Genomic DNA, 16,774 nt, shown 5'->3' with positions numbered 1-16,774 from the left:
GCGGGAAGCGGCGCGGAATCAGAAGCGACGCGTGATCAGCGCCCGCTTCACTTCCTGGATCGCCTTCGTGACCTCGATGCCACGCGGGCACGCGTCGGTGCAGTTGAAGGTGGTCCGGCAGCGCCAGACGCCGTCCTTGTCGTTGAGGATCTCCAGCCGCTGCTCCCCGGCCTCGTCACGCGAGTCGAAGATGAAGCGGTGCGCGTTGACGATCGCCGCCGGGCCGAAGTACTGGCCGTCGTTCCAGAACACCGGGCACGAGGTCGTGCACGCGGCGCACAGAATGCACTTGGTGGTGTCGTCGAAGCGCTCGCGGTCCTCGGCGGACTGCCGGCGCTCGCGCGTCGGCTCGTTCCCCGTGGTGACCAGGAACGGCATGACGTCCCGGTACGCCTGGAAGAACGGCTCCATGTCGACCACGAGGTCCTTGAGGACCGTGAGGCCCTTGATCGCCTCGACCGTGATCGGCTTCTCCGGGTTGATGTCCTTGATCAGCGTCTTGCACGCCAGCCGGTTGCGGCCGTTGATGCGCATCGCGTCGGAGCCGCAGATGCCGTGCGCGCAGGAGCGCCGGAAGGTCAGCGTGCCGTCCTGCTCCCACTTGATCTTGTGGAGGCCGTCGAGCACGCGCTCCTTCGGGTCGATCTCGAGCTGGAAGTCCTCCCAGAACGGCTCGGCCGCGACCTCCGGGTTGAACCGGCGGATCCTGAAGGTGACCGTGATGTAGGGCGAAGCGTCGGAGGCGTCCTGAGGGGCCGCGTCCTGCTTCTCGAGCGTCGGGGTGCTCATCAGTACTTACGCTCCATCGGCTGGTAGCGGGTCTGCACGACCGGCTTGTAGTCGAGGCGGATGGACTCGGCGCCGTCGTCGCCCACCTCGCGGTACGCCATGGTGTGCCGCATGAAGTTGACGTCGTCGCGGTTCGGGTAGTCCTCGCGGTAGTGACCGCCGCGGGACTCCTTCCGGGCGAGGGCGGAGACGGCCATGACCTCGGCCAGGTCGAGCAGGTTGCCCAGCTCGACGGCCTCCAGCAGGTCGGTGTTGAACCGCTTGCCCTTGTCCTGGATCGCCACGTTCAGGTAGCGCTCCCGCAGCTCGCCGATCTTCTCGACGGCGGTCTTGATCGTCTGCTCGGTCCGGAACACCATGACGTTGGCGTCCATGGTGTCCTGCAGCGCCTTGCGGATCTCGGTGACCCGCTCGCCGCCGGTGGACGTCCGCAGCCGCTCGACCTGCGCCTCGACGAGCTCGGCCGGGTTCTCCGGCAGCTCGACGTAGTCGGCCTTGGCGGCGTACTCGGCGGCGGCGATGCCGGCCCGGCGTCCGAAGACGTTGATGTCGAGCAGCGAGTTGGTGCCCAGCCGGTTGGCGCCGTGCACCGACACGCACGCGACCTCGCCCGCGGCGTACAGGCCCGGCACGACGGTGTCGTTGTCGGCCAGCACCTCGCCCTCGACGTTGGTCGGGATGCCGCCCATCGCGTAGTGCGCGGTCGGCTGGATCGGGATCGGGTCCGTGTAGGGCTCGATGCCGAGGTACGTGCGCGCGAACTCGGTGATGTCCGGCAGCTTGGCGTCCAGCTGCTCCGGCGGCAGGTGGGTCAGGTCGAGGAAGACGTGGTCGCCCTCGGGACCGCAGCCGCGGCCCTCGCGGATCTCCGTGTAGATGGAGCGCGAGACCACGTCACGCGAGGCGAGGTCCTTCATGACGGGCGCGTACTTCTCCATGAAGCGCTCGCCGTCCTTGTTGCGGAGGATGCCGCCCTCACCGCGCGCACCCTCGGTGAGGAGGATGCCCATGCGCCAGATGCCGGTCGGGTGGAACTGGAAGAACTCCATGTCCTCCAGCGGCAGCCCGCGCCGGTACGCGGCGGCCTGGCCGTCACCGGTCAGGGTGTGCGCGTTGGAGGTCACCTTGAAGAACTTGCCGGTGCCGCCGGAGGCGAAGATCACGGCCTTCGCCTGGAAGACGTGGATCTCACCGGTGGCCAGCTCGTACGCCACGACGCCCGCGGACTTCGTGACCCCGTCGACCTCGCGCAGCAGCAGGTCCAGGACGTAGAACTCGTTGTAGAACTCCACGCCCTCCTTGACGCAGTTCTGGTACAGCGTCTGGAGGATCATGTGGCCGGTGCGGTCCGAGGCGTAGCAGGACCGGCGGACCGGGGCCTCGCCGTGGTTCCGGCTGTGACCGCCGAACCGGCGCTGGTCGATGGTGCCGTCCGGCGTCCGGTTGAACGGCAGGCCCATCTTCTCCAGGTCGAGGACCGAGTCGATGGCCTCCTTCGCCAGGATCTCGGCGGCGTCCTGGTCGACCAGGTAGTCGCCGCCCTTGATCGTGTCGAAGGTGTGCCACTCCCAGTTGTCCTCCTCGACGTTCGCGAGGGCGGCGGCCATGCCGCCCTGTGCGGCGCCGGTGTGGGAGCGGGTCGGGTACAGCTTCGTCAGGACGGCGGTGCGGCTGCGCTTGGTCGACTCGATGGCCGCGCGCATCCCGGCGCCGCCGGCGCCGACGATGACGGTGTCGTACTTGTGAATCTTCATGTCGTGCGTCAGCCCCGGCTCTACTGGATGTTCGGGTCGAAGGTGAAGATCACCAGCGTGCCCAGAAGGACGGTGAACACCGTGGCGGTGTAGAGCAACATCTTCAGCCAGAGGCGCGTGTTGTCCCGCTCGGCGTAGTCGTTGATGATCGTCCGCAGACCGTTGGCACCGTGCAGCATGGCGAGCCAGAGCATGGTCAGATCCCAGATCTGCCAGAACGGCGAGGCCCAGCGGCCGGCGACGAACGCGAAGCCGATCTTGCTCACGCCGCCGTCCAGGACCAGCTGGATCAGCAGGTGGCCGATGACGAGAACGACCAGAACGATGCCGGACAGCCGCATGAAGAGCCAGCCGTACAGCTCGAAGTTGGTCCGGGTCGACTTCGGCGTCCGGCCGGTGCGGGCCCGCGGAGGCTCGATGACCGGAGCCGGGTTGTCCGGGCTGTAGCCGGTACCGGTCGGCTCGGCCGAATCCTTCGGAGAGGTCTCAGTGGTGCTCATGTATGTCAGCTCCCGAACACTTCGCGCGCGGCGTGGTTGAGGACGGGGTAGACCGCCCCGGCCATCAGCACGACCCAGACGCCCATGACCGTCCACAGCAGCTGCTTCTGGTACCTCGGGCCCTTGGCCCAGAAGTCCACAGCGATGACCCGCAGGCCGTTGAGTGCGTGGAAGAGGATGGCGGCGACGAGGCCGTATTCCATCAAGGCGACAAGGGGCGTCTTGTACAGCGCGATCGTGTCGTCGTACGTCTGCGGGGAGACGCGGACGAGAGCGGTGTCGAGAACGTGGACGAACAGGAAGAAGAAGATGAGGACACCGGTGACGCGATGAGCCACCCATGACCACATGCCTTCCCGGCCGCGGTACAGCGTTCCAGCCGGCACGGAAAACCCTCCGGGAGCGGGGATTGGGGCCTGCCGCCAGCTTCTGACAGTTAAGAGGAGCACTGTCGGTCGGGCCCGGCCGGGTACGGTCCACCGGCCCTGGCCATCGTAGCGACGCCTTGTCGGTTCACTCGCCCGGGGGCCCGAAGGTGTGATCAAAGAGGCACGTACGGGCTATCGAGCCGTCCCGGACAGGGGTTTTTCCGGACGATCCGCTACAAGTCGCCCCAGTCGCCCCCGGGCCGTGCGCCGCAGTTCGTCGGCGGCGACGGGGCGCTCCTCCTCCGGTTCGTGACCGAGTCGCCGCCGGATCTCCGCCAGGACGTGACCGAGCACCTCGTCCGGCCGGAGTCCGTCCGTGCAGATCACGAAGAGATGCCCGAAGCGGCTCTCGTACGCGGCGTGCGCCGCCCGCAGCGCGGTGTGCGCCGCCTGGCTGCCCGGCCCCGGCGGGAGCGGTGCCCCGAGCCCCGGCAGCCCGCCCGCGGCGGACTCCCCGTCCAGCGCCTCCGCGAGATCGGCCGGGGTGAGGTCGTACCCCGCCTCGTCGGCCGCGGCGAGCAGGGCGTCGACATCGGGGTAGGGGCGGTGGTCGGCGAGCCGGCGGGCCCAGCGGCGGCTGCGGCAGCAGCCGAGCAGTGCGGCCTCGGCGGCGCCCCGGGGTGCGGCGTTGAACCGCTCCAGGGCGGAGGTGGCGTGCTCCCGGGCCGCGTCGGCCCGCTCGCTCCCGCCCGGAGGTGGGTCTCCGGCCAGGGCTGGGCTTCCGGTCACGGACGTGCTTCCGGACGCCGCTGGGCTTCCGGTCAGAGACGTGCTTCCGGTCAGGGGTGTGCTCCCGATCATGGATGTGATGGACTCCCGCGGCGGGACGGCCGGAGTGTCGCTGGACAGCGTGGCCTCCTCTGGAGATCTCCGGCGCGCCGGTGCAGGGGAGAGGAATGGGACAGGAGGTGTGGGTGAGCGTCAACCGTATCGGCGCATGTCACCGCCTGTCCGATGCATAGGGCAATTTCATCCGGACGGGAACGGTCGCGCGCGAGTGAAGAACAGGGAAGCGTGCGAGGAGCCGTACCTTTGTCGTTATTGGGAGGTTTTACTCCGATGGTGCATCCGACAGGGTCGACCAGGCCGACACGACGGCTGGGAACACCGGCCGCCCTGGGAGCCGCCGCCCTCGCGGTGGCACTCCTCGGGGGCTGTTCCGGCAGCGGGGACGGCGGCGGTGCGCAGACGAGCACGTCGCACCGCTCCCCGAGTCCCACGAAGTCCTATCCGCCGCCGGACCCGCCGCGCACGGTGCCGGCCGTGCGCTCGTTCGACCCGGGGAACGGGCCGGGCTGGAAACTGGCGAATGACACCCGGGTCGTCGCGGACCCGAAGGGGCCGCTGGCCGACGAGGCCCGGATGCTCGCGGGCGAGCTGAAGGCCGACTACGCCACCGGCTCCCCGCGGAAGGGCGACATCGAGCTGACGCTGGACAAGGGCCGCGGCGGCGGCGCCGAGGCCTACCGGATCACCACGCGGGACGGCAGGGTCGTGATCACCGGAGCCGCGGACGCGGGGGTCTTCTACGGCACCCGCACCGTCCTCCAGACGCTCCGCTCGGGCGGCGAGGTCCCCGAGGGCGTCATCGACGACCGCCCCGACCGGCCGCAGCGCGGCCTCAACCTCGACATCGCCCGCAAGCACTTCACCCCGCAGTGGATCGAGGACCGGCTGCACGAGATGGCCGACCTCAAGCTCAACCAGCTCGCCCTCCACTTCTCCGACGATCAGGGCTTCAGGATCGAGAGCACCTCGCACCCCGAGGTCGTCTCCCGCGAGCACCTCACCCTGGCCCAGCTGCGGCACATCCTGGGCGTGGCGAAGAAGCTGCACATCACCGTCATCCCGGAGATCGACTCGCCCGGCCACCTCGGTGCGGTGCTGCGCGCCCACCCCTCGCTCCAGCTGGTCAACGTCAATGGCGAGCCCGCCGAGGGCGCCATCGACATCGGCAAGCCGGCGTCCGCCCGGCTCATCGACGACCTGCTGCGGGAGTACTCCAAGACCTTCCCCGGGCCCTGGTTCCACATCGGTGCCGACGAGTACAGCGCGCTGATGGCCGAGGACCCCTCGGCCTCCTATCCCGGACTCGCCGCGCAGGCCCGGGAGAAGTACGGGCCGGACGGCCGTATCCAGGACCTGGCCACCGCCTGGCTCAACGACCGCGCCGCCGTGGTGCGGGAGGGCGGCAAGAAGGCCAAGGCATGGAACGACGGCTTCTTCACCGGCGGTGTGGTGAAGCCCGACAAGAACATCGAGGTCGAGTACTGGACCGGCAAGGAGACCGGGGAGCGGGTGCCGGCGTCGTATCTGAGCGAGGGCCGCACCGTCGCCAACCTCAACGACGAGTACCTCTACTACGTGCTCGGCGAGCCCAACGACTTCACCTACCCGACCGGCAAGCGGATCTACCAGCAGTGGACTCCGGCGGTGCTGCGCGGCACGAAGCCGGTGACGTCGCAGAAGACCGGCCCGCAGCAGGTGCCGGGCGGACGCCTCGCCGTCTGGTGCGACCTCGCCGGCGCCCAGACCGAGGAACAGGTGGCGCGCGGGATCCGGCTGCCGCTCAACGCGGTCTCCCAGAAGCTGTGGGACCCGGGGAAGCCGCAGCTGGGCTGGTCGGCCTTCACGAAGCTGGCGGACCGGGTGGACGCGAAGAACTGAGCCCCTGCGGCCGGGTCGGCTCCGGGCGGAGCGGTCCGGGCATCGCCTCGGCGCCTCGGATCCGTGCGGGTCCGGGGCGCCGTTCGCCGTTCCGGAACGCCCGGCGGCGGCAGAATCCGTCCCCCGGCGGCCCCGCATCATGGCAGGCGGACGGCCCGCGGCCCCGGTTCGTCCGAGGTGTGGACGTATTCGCCCGGCATCCGGACGGCGTGTCGGCGGGGAGAACAAAGGACGGCCGGGGTCGCCACTCTGGGGCCGGCTGGGCTTGTGAAAGGCTCTGCCCTGGGGCTTTGCAGTCTGAGGTCAGGTAATCGTTTGAGGTGCCGGGGGAGGACCGGAACCCGGTTCAGGCCGGCCTCTTTCCTGTCCCGGTACTGACCTGGCCATGGCTCCTCAGCTGTTTCGCGGAGGCGTGAGCTTGTCGAGGTCGAGACTGATCTCGAAGGGCACCGCTCGCCGAAGCGAGCCTCGGAAGATTCCGGCGGGCGCGTAGGCACCCGTGGGTTCGTCGAGCTCGTACACATGGACGGTGGGGGAACCGTCCTCTTCCTCGATGCACCAGTAGTGCGGGATACCGACCTCTGCGTATTTGCGAAGCTTGACCGTGCGGTCGCGGTGGGCCGACTCGGGCGAGACGACTTCCACGACGAGCTTCACGGCTTCGGGGGCGTACCAGGTGCGATCGGGGTCATAGGGCAGTTCCGTCAGCAAGAGGTCCGGCTCGGGGCGGTTCCGGGCATCGAGGCGGATCGTCATTTCCCGTTCGACCTCGACGCCGGTCGGCGCCTGCGCCATGAGCGTGGTGGTCAGGGCGGTGATGAGTCGGCCGTGCCAGGACCGCTGAGGCGACATCATGAATACGAGGGCTCCGTCGATCAACTCGGTGTGGCGCGGTGCCTCGGGGAGGTGATCCAGGTCCTCCGCGAACCAGCCTTCCGCGCGGGGCGGGCGCATCCAGTCGGGCAGTGCGGTCATGGCTTTACGGTAACGCTTGCAGCCACGGGGAGCTGGGAGCTCCCTGGACCCGCGAAACCAGTCTTCGCCTGGCCGTACGCACCTAAGGTGCGGGGATGATGCCTCCGTCCAGCGCGGTGTGACGGATACGTTGGGTCAGGGCGATCTGGTCGCGCAGAAGGCGCTCGTGCTCGTCCAGCCGCTTCATCGTGTCGGCGATCGCGCGCTGGGCGGAGAGGGCGGGCACCGGCACGGGCAGGTCACGGAGTACGTCGAGGGAGATGGTCTTCATCTTCATGCTCCCTGTTGAGTGAGCCTCCAGCCACGCACGCGCATCCGGGCCGCGCAGGTACGCAGCGAAGTAGTCGGCGTCGAGTCGTGCGGGGGGGCGCAGCAGGAAGCACCCTGTGCCGCACACCCAGCCACTCTGTTCATCGCGGACTACGGCAGCTCGTCCCAGCTCTCCCCGGCGTGCCAGGACGACATCCCCAGGGCGGAGGCGGAAGCGCTCCAACTCCCTGGCTTGTTGCTCGCTGATATGCCGGATGCTCGCCGTGCTGAAGCCGCTTCCTGTCAGGTCCCTGGGCATCACGACGGGGACGCCGCCGACATCGACGTAGTGGTCGGCGCGGATCAGGCTTCCCGACGGCCCCGCGAGCAACTGATGCCGGGCCTTGAGCTCCCCTTCCACGGCGCTTTCGAGCAAGCTCCGGAGCGATTCACGCGGGACTTCCGTCTCGCTGCGTGCCGCCCGCTCGCTGTGGTCGAAGCTCCTGCCCAGTGGGGCCGTCGCTTCGGATGCCGAATCGGCCTGCGCCACCAACTCGCCGTACCGCCGCATCATCGGAGTGATCATTTCTCGCGAGGGACGGACACTTGCTCCGGGCTCCGGAAGGATGGGATCACGCCCAGTGGTCCTCAGGATGCCGGTCAGGTCAGTGCCCGATGGTGGGCCACGAGAGGAAGTGGGACCTCCCTGAGCGGTTCCGCACCACGACTGGCGTCACAGCAAGGTCACGAACGACCCAGAAGCAGGTGAGAATCTCGTTGGGTCTCGGTCAAGGTGAGACACCACTCACCGGGCTATGTCATGGCCCAGCACGGCAAGCGTCGAGTAGAAGGAGCCCGCAAGTCGACGTCCGGGACGGCTCGACGCATCGGGGGATCGCCTGAGGCGCCTGGCCGGTTGGTCACGCGTTGGCCACGTTGGTCACCGACTTCGCGCAACGCCCCAGGTCAGAGCGCTAGAAGCGAAAGGACGGCCGGGGTCGCCACCCCCCACAGGAGAGACCCCGGCCGTCGTCAAAGACGGGCCTGTGAGAGGCCCGTACTCCCCTCAGCGTCGGACGGCGGTTTTCTGTCACACCCCCCCCTCGGACACCCTCCGGCCGGTCCCCGCTCGCCCGGCGGACGTGGACGCGGAAGCGGAACAGGCCGTAGCGTGCTGGTCGCGCCGGACGGCGTGACTGCCGTGATCGTTTGCTCGGCCCAGGGAGGGCCGTACTCCGGGGGTGCTCCACAGATGAATCCGTGCGTCGACGGCCAGGCCGGGCCCGCGCGGCCCGCACACCTGTGGCGCGCACTGCCGGTGGCCACGGGTCTGCCCGGTGCGGCGATCGTCCCCCCGGCCGACGGCCCGTACCGGAACCCGGACATGATGTCCTCCGCGGCGCGGACGAACCGGGTCATGGTCCCCGGGCCCGGCGGCCACTGATACCGGCGAGGGAGACGCACCGTGAGGTCCCCCAGGTCGGAGAGTCAAGTGAGAGTGAAGCAGGATGAGGGCGTGCCGGGGGACGACGCGGAACTGACCGCCGCGGTGCACGCGGCGCAGGACGGGGACGAGAACGCGTTCCGGACCGTCTACCGCGCGGTGCACCCGCGGCTGCTCGGCTATGTGCGGACGCTGGTCGCCGACCCGGACGCGGAGGACGTCGCGTCCGAGGCATGGCTGCAGATAGCCCGCGACCTGGAACGGTTCAGCGGCGACGCGGACCGTTTCCGCGGCTGGGCCGCGCGGATAGCCCGGAACCGGGCGCTGGACCACATACGGATGCGCGGCCGCAGACCGGCCGTCGGCGGAGACGAAACAGAACTCACGGACAAGCCGGGTGAGGCGGACACCGCGAGCGAGGCGCTGGAGGCCCTCGGGACCGGCAGCACGCTCCGGCTCATCTCCCACCTCCCGCAGGACCAGGCCGAGGCCGTGGTGCTGCGGGTCGTCGTCGGACTCGACGCGAAGAGCGCGGCCGGAGTGCTCGGCAAGCGGCCGGGCGCGGTGCGCACCGCGGCACACCGCGGACTGAAGCGGCTCGCCGAGATCCTCGGCGCCTCGGCCCCCGCCGGGTTCGGGGGCGAGGCCGCGGGTGACACAGGAATCGAAGCGGCTGCGGCAGCCGCGGCGGAGGGCGGTACGGAGCCGGGCGGACTGGAGGGCGTGCCCCCGCAGCGGGCCCCGCGGCAGGGCGCTCGGCCGTCCGCCGGTGTGACGGATTCCGGTCCACGGACGCAGAAGGACATGTGATGGCCGACGACCGGTACAGCTGGCTGGACGAGGACGCTGCGGAGCGGTTGCTGCGCGGCGCTTCAGCCGACGCCGCGGTCGGAGCCGACGACCCCCTCGCGCGCGCCCAGGCCGAGCGGCTCGCCGCTGCCCTGGCCGACGCGGCGGACGTCCGCCTGCCCGGAACCGGAACCGGACCCGGTGGCGCTTTCCACGAGGAACTTCCCGGTGAGGCCGCCGCGCTGGCCGCCTTCCGGAAGGCCCGGGAAGAACGCGCCGATGTCGTGTCCACGATGTCTACGCGCGGGGAAGCCCCGCTGGGCGCCCCGCCGTCCGTCCGGCTGGGAAGACCCAAGCCGCCCCGGCGTGGCCGGCCGTCCCGCTTCGGCCGGCCGCTGCGTGCGGGCCTGGCCGTGGCACTGGCCGGGTGCGCGCTGGGCGGCGTCGCCGTCGCCGCGGGAGCGGGAGTCCTGCCCACGCCGTTCGGCGGCGGGGAGCCGCTGCCGGCGCAGAGCGTGTCCGCGGGTGCGACCTCCGACCCCGATTCGCCGCCGCCGTCCCACGACGGCGGCACGGACCGGACTCCGGACCGGTCCCCCACGGGACGGCCCACCGGTGAGCGCGAGAGCGACGCCGACCGCCGGGACCCCGGCACCGTCGCCCCCTCCGCCGGTGGTCACGGCCGCCCCTCGGACAGCGGTGGCACCGGGCGGGACGACAAGCCCGGGGGGCCGGGCCAGGGCGACGCCCGGGACGGGGAGAAGCTGAAGTTCTTCCTGGCGCTGTGCCAGAAGTACGACACCGGTGGGCTCGACGCCCGCACCCGGCTGGCCCTGGAGCGGGCGGCCGGCGGTTCGCAGGCGGTCGACCGCTATTGCGACCGGCTGCTGACCGGCGGCTCCGCCGACGGCGGAACGGGCTCGGACTCCGGGCCCGGCGGCGACGGCGACGGCGGTACCGACGACAGCGGTGACGCCGACGGCGGTACCGACGACAGCGGCGGCGACGGTCCGGGGCGCGGCGACGGCAAGCCCAGCGCCTACAGCCCCACGGCCGGGGACACGTCGACGGTCCCGGCCACCGGGACCACGGCTCCCTGAGGTCTTCGCCCTCCGGCCTCCGGGCGCGGGGGGCTTTCGCCGGGCCGAGGGGCTTTCGCCGCAGGCCTCGGATCTGAGGGCCTTACCGAAAGGGCCCGGGCCTCGGGGTGTTCCGCCGCGCCACGGCCCGGGGCCGTCCCGGCCGCCCTCCGGCGGTCGCTGCCATTCAGGGGCCCTTCGCCGGGCCCGTCTCGCGGGCGGCCTTCCGCGGGATCCGCTGTCGGGAGACCACTCGTCAGGCGCTCGCCACCATGACCCTTCGGGCGGGCCGGTGCGGCCGTCAGGCGCTCGCCACCACCGGACCTTTCGGGCGGGCCGGTGCGCCCGCCGTCACGTGCGTTCGGTGAACCGGGTGACCGCTCGATGGTCCGCCCCGCCCCGTCCTCGCGGCCTTCCGTCGCGAGGCGCGGGCACGGCGGCTCCGTCCGTTCCGGCGGGCCGGGTGGGTGCGGCCGGGGCGGGCCGTTCCGGTGGGCTGCCCCGGCGGGCGCTTTCGGCGCGGTGCGGGCTCCCGGCCGTCATGGGGCGGGTGCCCCGAGGCTCTCACCGGGCGGAGGGCCGGATCACCGTCCTGACCTGGCCCGTTCGCGGCCGGCGGCCCGGTGAGAACAGGACGGTCCCTCGCGTGCGCGGGTGCGCCCCGGCATGCTTCGGGGCGCTGTCCGGTCACGCCGTGCGGCCCGGGCGTGACGGATTCGGCGCCGCTTCAGTCCACTGTTCAACCAAGGGTGTGACACTTTTCGAAGCACCGGCGCAGTATGAAGTGAGCCGACTGGTCATCGGCCGCGTGAAGAGCCGGGGTTCCCCCCGTACCTACGGCTCCACGCATCGGCGCGGGCGGGGCACGTTCCCCCGGCCCCGCCCGCGCCCTCTCTTTCCGACCTCCTCGCCCCCGGCATCCCGCCGCGCGCCCGGCAGCATCCCCCGGCACTTTTCCGGCAACGTCCCCGGAACCCCGGCGGCGAGACGTCCCGGCAGCCGCGTCCCCGGACATGAGCGTCCAGCGGTGGACGGCTAGCGGTGGACGGCTAGCGGTGGACGACCACCTTGTCCCCGGGCCGTACCCGGGCGAAGACCGCGGCGATCCCGGCCCGGTCCCGGACGTTGACGCAGCCGTGCGAGGCCCCGGCGTAGCCGCGGGCCGCGAAGTCCGCCGAGTAGTGCACCGCCTGGCCGCCGCTGAAGAACATGGCGTACGGCATGGGGGTGCGGTAGATCGTCGAGACGTGGTGGCGGCTCTTGAAGGTGACGGCGAAGACGCCCTCGCGGGTCGGGGTGTACTGCGAGCCGAACCGCACGTCCATCGCCGCGAGCACCCGGCCGTCCGCCATCCACGCCAGGGTGTTGCTGCTCTTGCTGATGCACAGCACCCGCCCGGTGCGGCAGCGCGGATCGGTCCGCGGCAGGGGACGGCTCGTGGGTGGATACAGCGCGGCGCGCGACGGCTGCCGGGTCAGCGAGCGCAGCGCGGCCCAGGTGCCGGGGTCCACCGAGCCGGTGACGGCCCGGTGCCGCCGGGCCTGGAAGGACCGGACCGACGCCGTGGTGACCGAGCCGTAGTAGCCGGTCGGAGCCCGGCCGAAGAGCCCCAGTTCCCGGAGCCGGGCCTGGAGTTCCCGTACCTGTGCGCTCCGGTGGCCGGCGGCCATCACGGGTGCCGGTGCCGCCGGCCGGGGTGCGGTGGACGGCCGGGACGGCCGCTGCGCCGCGGGACGGGTGGCGCCGCCGGCCGCCGCGGCGGGGCCGTGGCGGGACGGCGGTCCGCTCCGGGAGGCGGTGGCCGGCGCCGTGCGGGCCGGGGCCTTGCCGTCGCCCGCGACGGGGGTTCTCGGGGTGCAGCCGGTGGCCGCTCCGGCCGCCAGAACGACGGCCGCGGCCGCCGCGACCGCCCCGCGCACGCCCCCGCACACCAGGCCCCTGCACGCCGACAAGTTCCAGGCCACCAGGATCCCCCCTAGTCCGGATCTTTCCCCGTTTGACTCTTCCCGGGCTGCCGGTGGGCGAACCCGGGGTACATCCCTGGGTGAAAGGTCCCGCAGCCGGGCCGGTGCGGGGTGCTCTCCGCCCCGCGGCCCGGCGCCGTGGACACGGGCCACCGGTGCGTGGCGACAGGGAAGGCACAGCAATGGCGCCAGAGTCGGGCAGCCCCCGGACCACCGAGAGCGGACTTCCCATCGAGCCGGTGTACGGGCCGGCGTCCCTGGCCGGGTGGGACGCGGGGGAGAAGCTGGGCGAGCCGGGGGAGTACCCCTTCACCCGCGGGGTCTACCCGTCGATGTACACGGGCCGGCCCTGGACGATGCGGCAGTACGCGGGCTTCGGCACCGCCACCGAGTCCAACGCCCGCTACCGGGATCTGATCGCCCACGGCACTACGGGCCTGTCCGTGGCGTTCGACCTGCCGACCCAGATGGGCCACGACTCCGACGCGCCCCTCGCGCACGGGGAGGTCGGCAAGGTCGGGGTGGCGATCGACTCGGCCGAGGACATGCGGGTGCTGTTCGACGGCATCCCTTTGGACCAGGTCTCCACTTCGATGACCATCAACGCACCGGCCGCGCTGCTGTTGCTGATGTACGGGATCGTCGCCGAGGAACAGGGCATCGCGGCCGGCCGGCTGACCGGCACCGTCCAGAACGACGTGCTCAAGGAGTACATCGCCCGGGGCACCTACATCTTTCCGCCGGTGCCCTCGCTGCGGCTGACCGCGGACATCTTCCAGTACTGCCGGCGGGAGATGCCGAAGTGGAACACGATTTCGATCTCCGGCTACCACATGGCGGAGGCCGGGGCCTCGCCCGCGCAGGAGATCGCGTTCACCCTGGCCGACGGCATCGAGTACGTCCGCACGGCCCTGGCCGCGGGGATGGCGGTGGACGACTTCGCACCCCGGCTGTCGTTCTTCTTCGTCTCCCGCACCACGCTCCTGGAGGAGGTCGCCAAGTTCCGCGCCGCGCGCCGGATCTGGGCGCGGGTGATGCGGGAGGAGTTCGGTGCCCGGAACCCCAGGTCGATGATGCTGCGCTTCCACACCCAGACCGCGGGGGTGCAGCTCACCGCCCAGCAGCCCGAGGTCAATCTGGTGCGGGTCGCGGTCCAGGGTCTCGCCGCCGTGCTCGGCGGCACCCAGTCGCTGCACACCAACTCCTTCGACGAGGCCATCGCGCTGCCGACGGACAAGTCGGCCCGGCTCGCGCTGCGCACCCAGCAGGTGCTGGCCCACGAGACCGATGTCACCGCCACCGTCGACCCGTTCGCCGGCTCGTACGCGGTGGAGCGGATGACCGACGAGGTCGAGGACGCCGCGGTGGAGCTGATGCAACGGGTCGAGGACCTGGGCGGCGCGGTCGCCGCGATCGAACGAGGCTTCCAGAAGGGCGAGATCGAGCGCAGCGCGTACCGCATCGCGCAGGAGACGGACTCCGGTGAACGCACCGTGGTGGGGGTCAACCGGTTCCGGACGCCGACGGAGGAGCCGTACCATCCGCTGCGGGTGGACCCGGCGATCGAGGCGCAGCAGGCCGAGCGGCTGGCCAAGCTGCGCGCGGAGCGGGACCGGGCGGCCGTGGACTCCGCGCTCGGCGCGCTGCGGGGCGCGGCGGCGGGGACGGACAACGTGCTGTACCCCATGAAGCGGGCGCTGGCGGCGCGCGCCACGGTGGGCGAGGTGTGCAACGCACTGCGGGAGGTGTGGGGCGCCTACGAACCGTCGGACGTGTTCTGACCTGCGCGAACCCTCGGATTCTCCCGGCTGGGAGGCGGGCCGGAGCTTCTGGCATGTGGACGACTGAGCGAATTGTCGGAGGCCTGTGCCAGACTCCGGGCCATGCTGGGCGTGACCGACCTCCCGACGTATCTCGCCGGACTCGTACTGATCATCCTGTTGCCCGGGCCGAACTCGCTCTACGTGATATCGGTCGCGGCACGGCGCGGTGTGCGCACCGGCTACCGCGCCGCGTGCGGCGTCTTCTGCGGCGACGCCGTGCTGATGGTGCTCTCCGCGGCCGGCGTGGCCTCGCTCCTCCAGGCCAACGCCATGCTCTACGGCATCGTGAAGTACGCGGGCGCCGGCTATCTGACCTGGCTGGCGATCGGCATGCTGCGGGCCGCGTGGAGCATGTGGCGCGCCCGGCACGAGCGCCCGGCCGAGAGCGCCGGTCCTGACCCCGCCGCCGCATCCGGGGAGGGCACGGAGGCGGTGGAGCGGCCGTACCGCCGGGCCCTGGTGATCAGCCTGCTCAACCCGAAGGCGATCCTCTTCTTCGTCTCCTTCTTCGTGCAGTTCGTCGACCCCGGTTACGCGCACCCGGCGCTGTCGTTCCTGCTGCTCGGCACGCTGGCCACGCTGTTCTCGTTCCTGTATCTGACCGCGCTGATATTCGGCGGCAGCCGGGTGGCGGCGCAGTTCCGCCGCCGCAAGCGGCTCGCGGCGGGGGCGACCTCGGCGGCGGGGGCGCTCTTCCTCGGCTTCGCGGCGAAGCTGTCGATGTCGAGCGCGGGTTAGGGCCCGTCCGGCGGTCGTGGTGTGCGGGCCGGTGGCCCGTCCGCCGGCCGTCGTGCGCGAGCCGACGCCCCGCCGCGGCACCACCGGGGCGAGCCGACGCCCCGCCCTGGTGGTGCCGCCCGGGCGGGTGCCATCCCCTCAGCGGCGGGTGCGGCGGGGGCCGGGGCTCACGGCGCGAGGACGTCCAGCTCGGCCATCGCACCGACGGTGATCTCCCGGGTGAGCCGCTCGGCACGGGCCGCGTCCCGGGCCCGCACCGCCTCCGCCACCTGGACGTGCAGGGTGACCGCGGCCGGGTCGGGGTCGGTGAACATCACCTGGTGTTCGGTGCGGCCGGTCAGCACCTCCGCCACCACATCGCCGAGCCGGGCGAACATCTCGTTGCCCGAGGCCTGCAGCACGACCCGGTGGAACGCCACGTCGTGCACCAGATAGGCGTCCAGCTGCTGCCCGCGTGAGGTCGCCACCATGCCCAGGGCGTGCCGGGTGAGCTCGGCGCACTGCTCGGGGGAGGCGAGTCCGGCGGCCAGCCCGGCGGCGACCGGTTCGACCGCCGAGCGCAGCACCGTCAGCGACCGCAGCTGGCGCGCCCGGTCGGCGCCGGCCAGCCGCCACCGGATGACCTGCGGGTCGTAGACGTTCCACTGGTCCGCCGGGAGGACTCTCACCCCGACCCGGCGCCGCGACTGCACCAGGTGCATCGACTCCAGGACCCGGATCGCCTCGCGGACCACGGTGCGGGAGACGTCGAAGCGCTCCTCCAGCTCGTCGGTGCGCAGTACGGTCCCCGCCGGGTACTCGCCCGCCGTGATCGCGGGACCGAGGGACGCCAACAGCCGTGCGTGCAGTCCCCGTTCCCGGCCCTGGCTCTCCATGGTCTTCCCGTCTCTCCGGCCGCCCCCTGTGCGGAAGTCAGCCTACGCGCCGGACCGTGACCTCAATTAAGTATGACTTTTAGCGTGCGAACTCTTGAATACGTCGTACCTATGAGTTTGAGTGTGGGGCGCGTCGAGGTCGCAGAGGACAGCGAGGTTCCGCAGATGAACGCCCCCCACGTCGTGGTCGTCATGGGTGTGTCCGGTACGGGCAAATCCACCGTCGGCCAGGCCCTGGCCGCCGAGCTCGGCGTGCCGTACGCCGAGGCGGACGGCTTCCATCCGCCCGCCAACATCGCCAAGATGTCCGGCGGCACCCCGCTCGACGACGCCGACCGCGCGCCCTGGCTCGACGCGATCGGCGCCTGGGCCCGCGGCCGCACCGGCCTCGGCGGCGTGGTCAGCTGCTCCGCCCTCAAGCGCACCTACCGCGACCGGCTGCGGGCCGCCGCCCCCGGCCTCTGCTTCCTCCACCTCACGGGCGAGCGCTCGCTGATCGCCGAGCGCCTGGACGGGCGCCGGGACCACTTCATGCCCGGTGCTCTGCTCGATTCGCAGTTCGCCGCCCTGGAGCCGCTCCAGGCGGACGAGTGCGGAACCGCCGTCCCCGTCACCGCGGATCCGGCGTCCGTCACCGCACAGGCGGTCGCCGCCCTGGCGCGGTGTCCGGCCCCCACCCCCGTCACCCACCCGTAAAGGA

General features: G+C 71.6%; 16 protein-coding genes. 7 read left to right on the top strand and 9 right to left on the bottom strand.

Translation table 11 applies throughout. The annotated features are described in order from the left end of the window. Positions 1-18: 18 nt before the first annotated feature. The 5 genes from AC3EQ1_RS22230 to AC3EQ1_RS22210 form a co-directional block, all read right to left on the bottom strand. The gene (locus AC3EQ1_RS22230; protein WP_351510968.1) at positions 19-789 is read right to left on the bottom strand and encodes a succinate dehydrogenase iron-sulfur subunit; all 771 of its coding nucleotides are present in this window, start codon (positions 787-789) and stop codon (positions 19-21) included. Next, a complete protein-coding gene (sdhA, locus tag AC3EQ1_RS22225; RefSeq protein ID WP_432096096.1) occupies positions 789-2,543 on the bottom strand; it encodes a succinate dehydrogenase flavoprotein subunit in 1,755 nt (584 codons plus the stop codon). Before sdhA ends, AC3EQ1_RS22230 begins: the two co-directional genes overlap by 1 nt. 20 nt (positions 2,544-2,563) lie before the next feature. Next, positions 2,564-3,043: a succinate dehydrogenase hydrophobic membrane anchor subunit gene (locus tag AC3EQ1_RS22220; RefSeq protein WP_432096095.1), complete on the bottom strand. Its 480-nt coding sequence runs from the start codon at positions 3,041-3,043 to the stop codon at positions 2,564-2,566. Between the two features lie 5 nt (positions 3,044-3,048). Beyond that, a complete protein-coding gene (sdhC, locus tag AC3EQ1_RS22215) occupies positions 3,049-3,429 on the bottom strand; it encodes a succinate dehydrogenase, cytochrome b556 subunit (protein WP_351510974.1) in 381 nt (126 codons plus the stop codon). Positions 3,430-3,603: 174 nt separating this feature from the next. Next, complete coding sequence (locus tag AC3EQ1_RS22210) at positions 3,604-4,200, bottom strand: 2-oxo-4-hydroxy-4-carboxy-5-ureidoimidazoline decarboxylase (protein ID WP_432096094.1); 597 nt, start codon at positions 4,198-4,200, stop codon at positions 3,604-3,606. Between the two features lie 330 nt (positions 4,201-4,530). On the opposite strand from AC3EQ1_RS22210, the gene AC3EQ1_RS22205 reads away from it, so the two are divergent. Continuing rightward, positions 4,531-6,138, top strand: coding sequence for a beta-N-acetylhexosaminidase (locus tag AC3EQ1_RS22205; protein WP_432096093.1), 1,608 nt, complete (start codon positions 4,531-4,533; stop codon positions 6,136-6,138). A gap of 393 nt (positions 6,139-6,531) precedes the next feature. Here the strand turns inward: AC3EQ1_RS22205 and AC3EQ1_RS22200 are convergent, their stop codons facing one another. After that, complete coding sequence (locus AC3EQ1_RS22200; RefSeq protein WP_432096092.1) at positions 6,532-7,113, bottom strand: Uma2 family endonuclease; 582 nt, start codon at positions 7,111-7,113, stop codon at positions 6,532-6,534. A gap of 82 nt (positions 7,114-7,195) precedes the next feature. Then, on the bottom strand, positions 7,196-7,948 hold the full coding sequence (locus AC3EQ1_RS22195; protein ID WP_432096091.1) for a restriction endonuclease subunit S: 753 nt from the start codon (positions 7,946-7,948) through the stop codon (positions 7,196-7,198). A 666-nt stretch (positions 7,949-8,614) separates the two neighbouring features. Between AC3EQ1_RS22195 and AC3EQ1_RS22190 the strand changes: the two genes are divergently transcribed. From AC3EQ1_RS22190 to AC3EQ1_RS22180, 3 genes are all read left to right on the top strand, one after another. Continuing rightward, complete coding sequence (locus AC3EQ1_RS22190) at positions 8,615-8,806, top strand: hypothetical protein (RefSeq protein WP_432096090.1); 192 nt, start codon at positions 8,615-8,617, stop codon at positions 8,804-8,806. A gap of 72 nt (positions 8,807-8,878) precedes the next feature. Next, entirely contained in the window at positions 8,879-9,616 is a 738-nt protein-coding gene (locus tag AC3EQ1_RS22185; RefSeq protein WP_432096101.1) for an RNA polymerase sigma factor, read from the top strand. Next, complete coding sequence (locus AC3EQ1_RS22180; RefSeq protein WP_432096089.1) at positions 9,616-10,695, top strand: hypothetical protein; 1,080 nt, start codon at positions 9,616-9,618, stop codon at positions 10,693-10,695. The genes AC3EQ1_RS22185 and AC3EQ1_RS22180 overlap by 1 nt, the downstream gene beginning before the upstream one ends. A 1,028-nt stretch (positions 10,696-11,723) precedes the next feature. Here the strand turns inward: AC3EQ1_RS22180 and AC3EQ1_RS22175 are convergent. Beyond that, positions 11,724-12,638 carry a L,D-transpeptidase family protein gene (locus AC3EQ1_RS22175; protein ID WP_432096088.1) on the bottom strand — a complete coding sequence of 305 codons (915 nt, stop codon included), beginning with the start codon at positions 12,636-12,638 and terminating at the stop codon, positions 11,724-11,726. Between the two features lie 182 nt (positions 12,639-12,820). Here AC3EQ1_RS22175 and AC3EQ1_RS22170 point away from each other — a divergent pair, with 182 nt between their 5' ends. Together AC3EQ1_RS22170 and leuE are read left to right on the top strand one after the other, a co-directional pair. Further along, on the top strand, positions 12,821-14,419 hold the full coding sequence (locus tag AC3EQ1_RS22170; RefSeq protein ID WP_432096087.1) for an acyl-CoA mutase large subunit family protein: 1,599 nt from the start codon (positions 12,821-12,823) through the stop codon (positions 14,417-14,419). Positions 14,420-14,521: 102 nt separating this feature from the next. Then, positions 14,522-15,199, top strand: coding sequence for a leucine efflux protein LeuE (leuE, locus tag AC3EQ1_RS22165; protein ID WP_432096086.1), 678 nt, complete (start codon positions 14,522-14,524; stop codon positions 15,197-15,199). Positions 15,200-15,366: 167 nt separating this feature from the next. Here leuE and AC3EQ1_RS22160 read toward each other — a convergent pair whose 3' ends face one another. Continuing rightward, positions 15,367-16,074 carry a FadR/GntR family transcriptional regulator gene (locus AC3EQ1_RS22160; protein ID WP_432096085.1) on the bottom strand — a complete coding sequence of 236 codons (708 nt, stop codon included), beginning with the start codon at positions 16,072-16,074 and terminating at the stop codon, positions 15,367-15,369. 165 nt (positions 16,075-16,239) lie between these two features. On the opposite strand from AC3EQ1_RS22160, the gene AC3EQ1_RS22155 reads away from it, so the two are divergent. Beyond that, positions 16,240-16,770 (top strand): gluconokinase, encoded by a 531-nt coding sequence (locus AC3EQ1_RS22155; RefSeq protein ID WP_432096084.1) that lies wholly within the window; start codon positions 16,240-16,242, stop codon positions 16,768-16,770. The last annotated feature ends 4 nt before the right edge of the window (positions 16,771-16,774 follow it).

This window comes from Streptomyces sp. bgisy100 (assembly GCF_057709105.1).
This window is presented reverse-complemented; position numbering and strand designations above follow the sequence as displayed.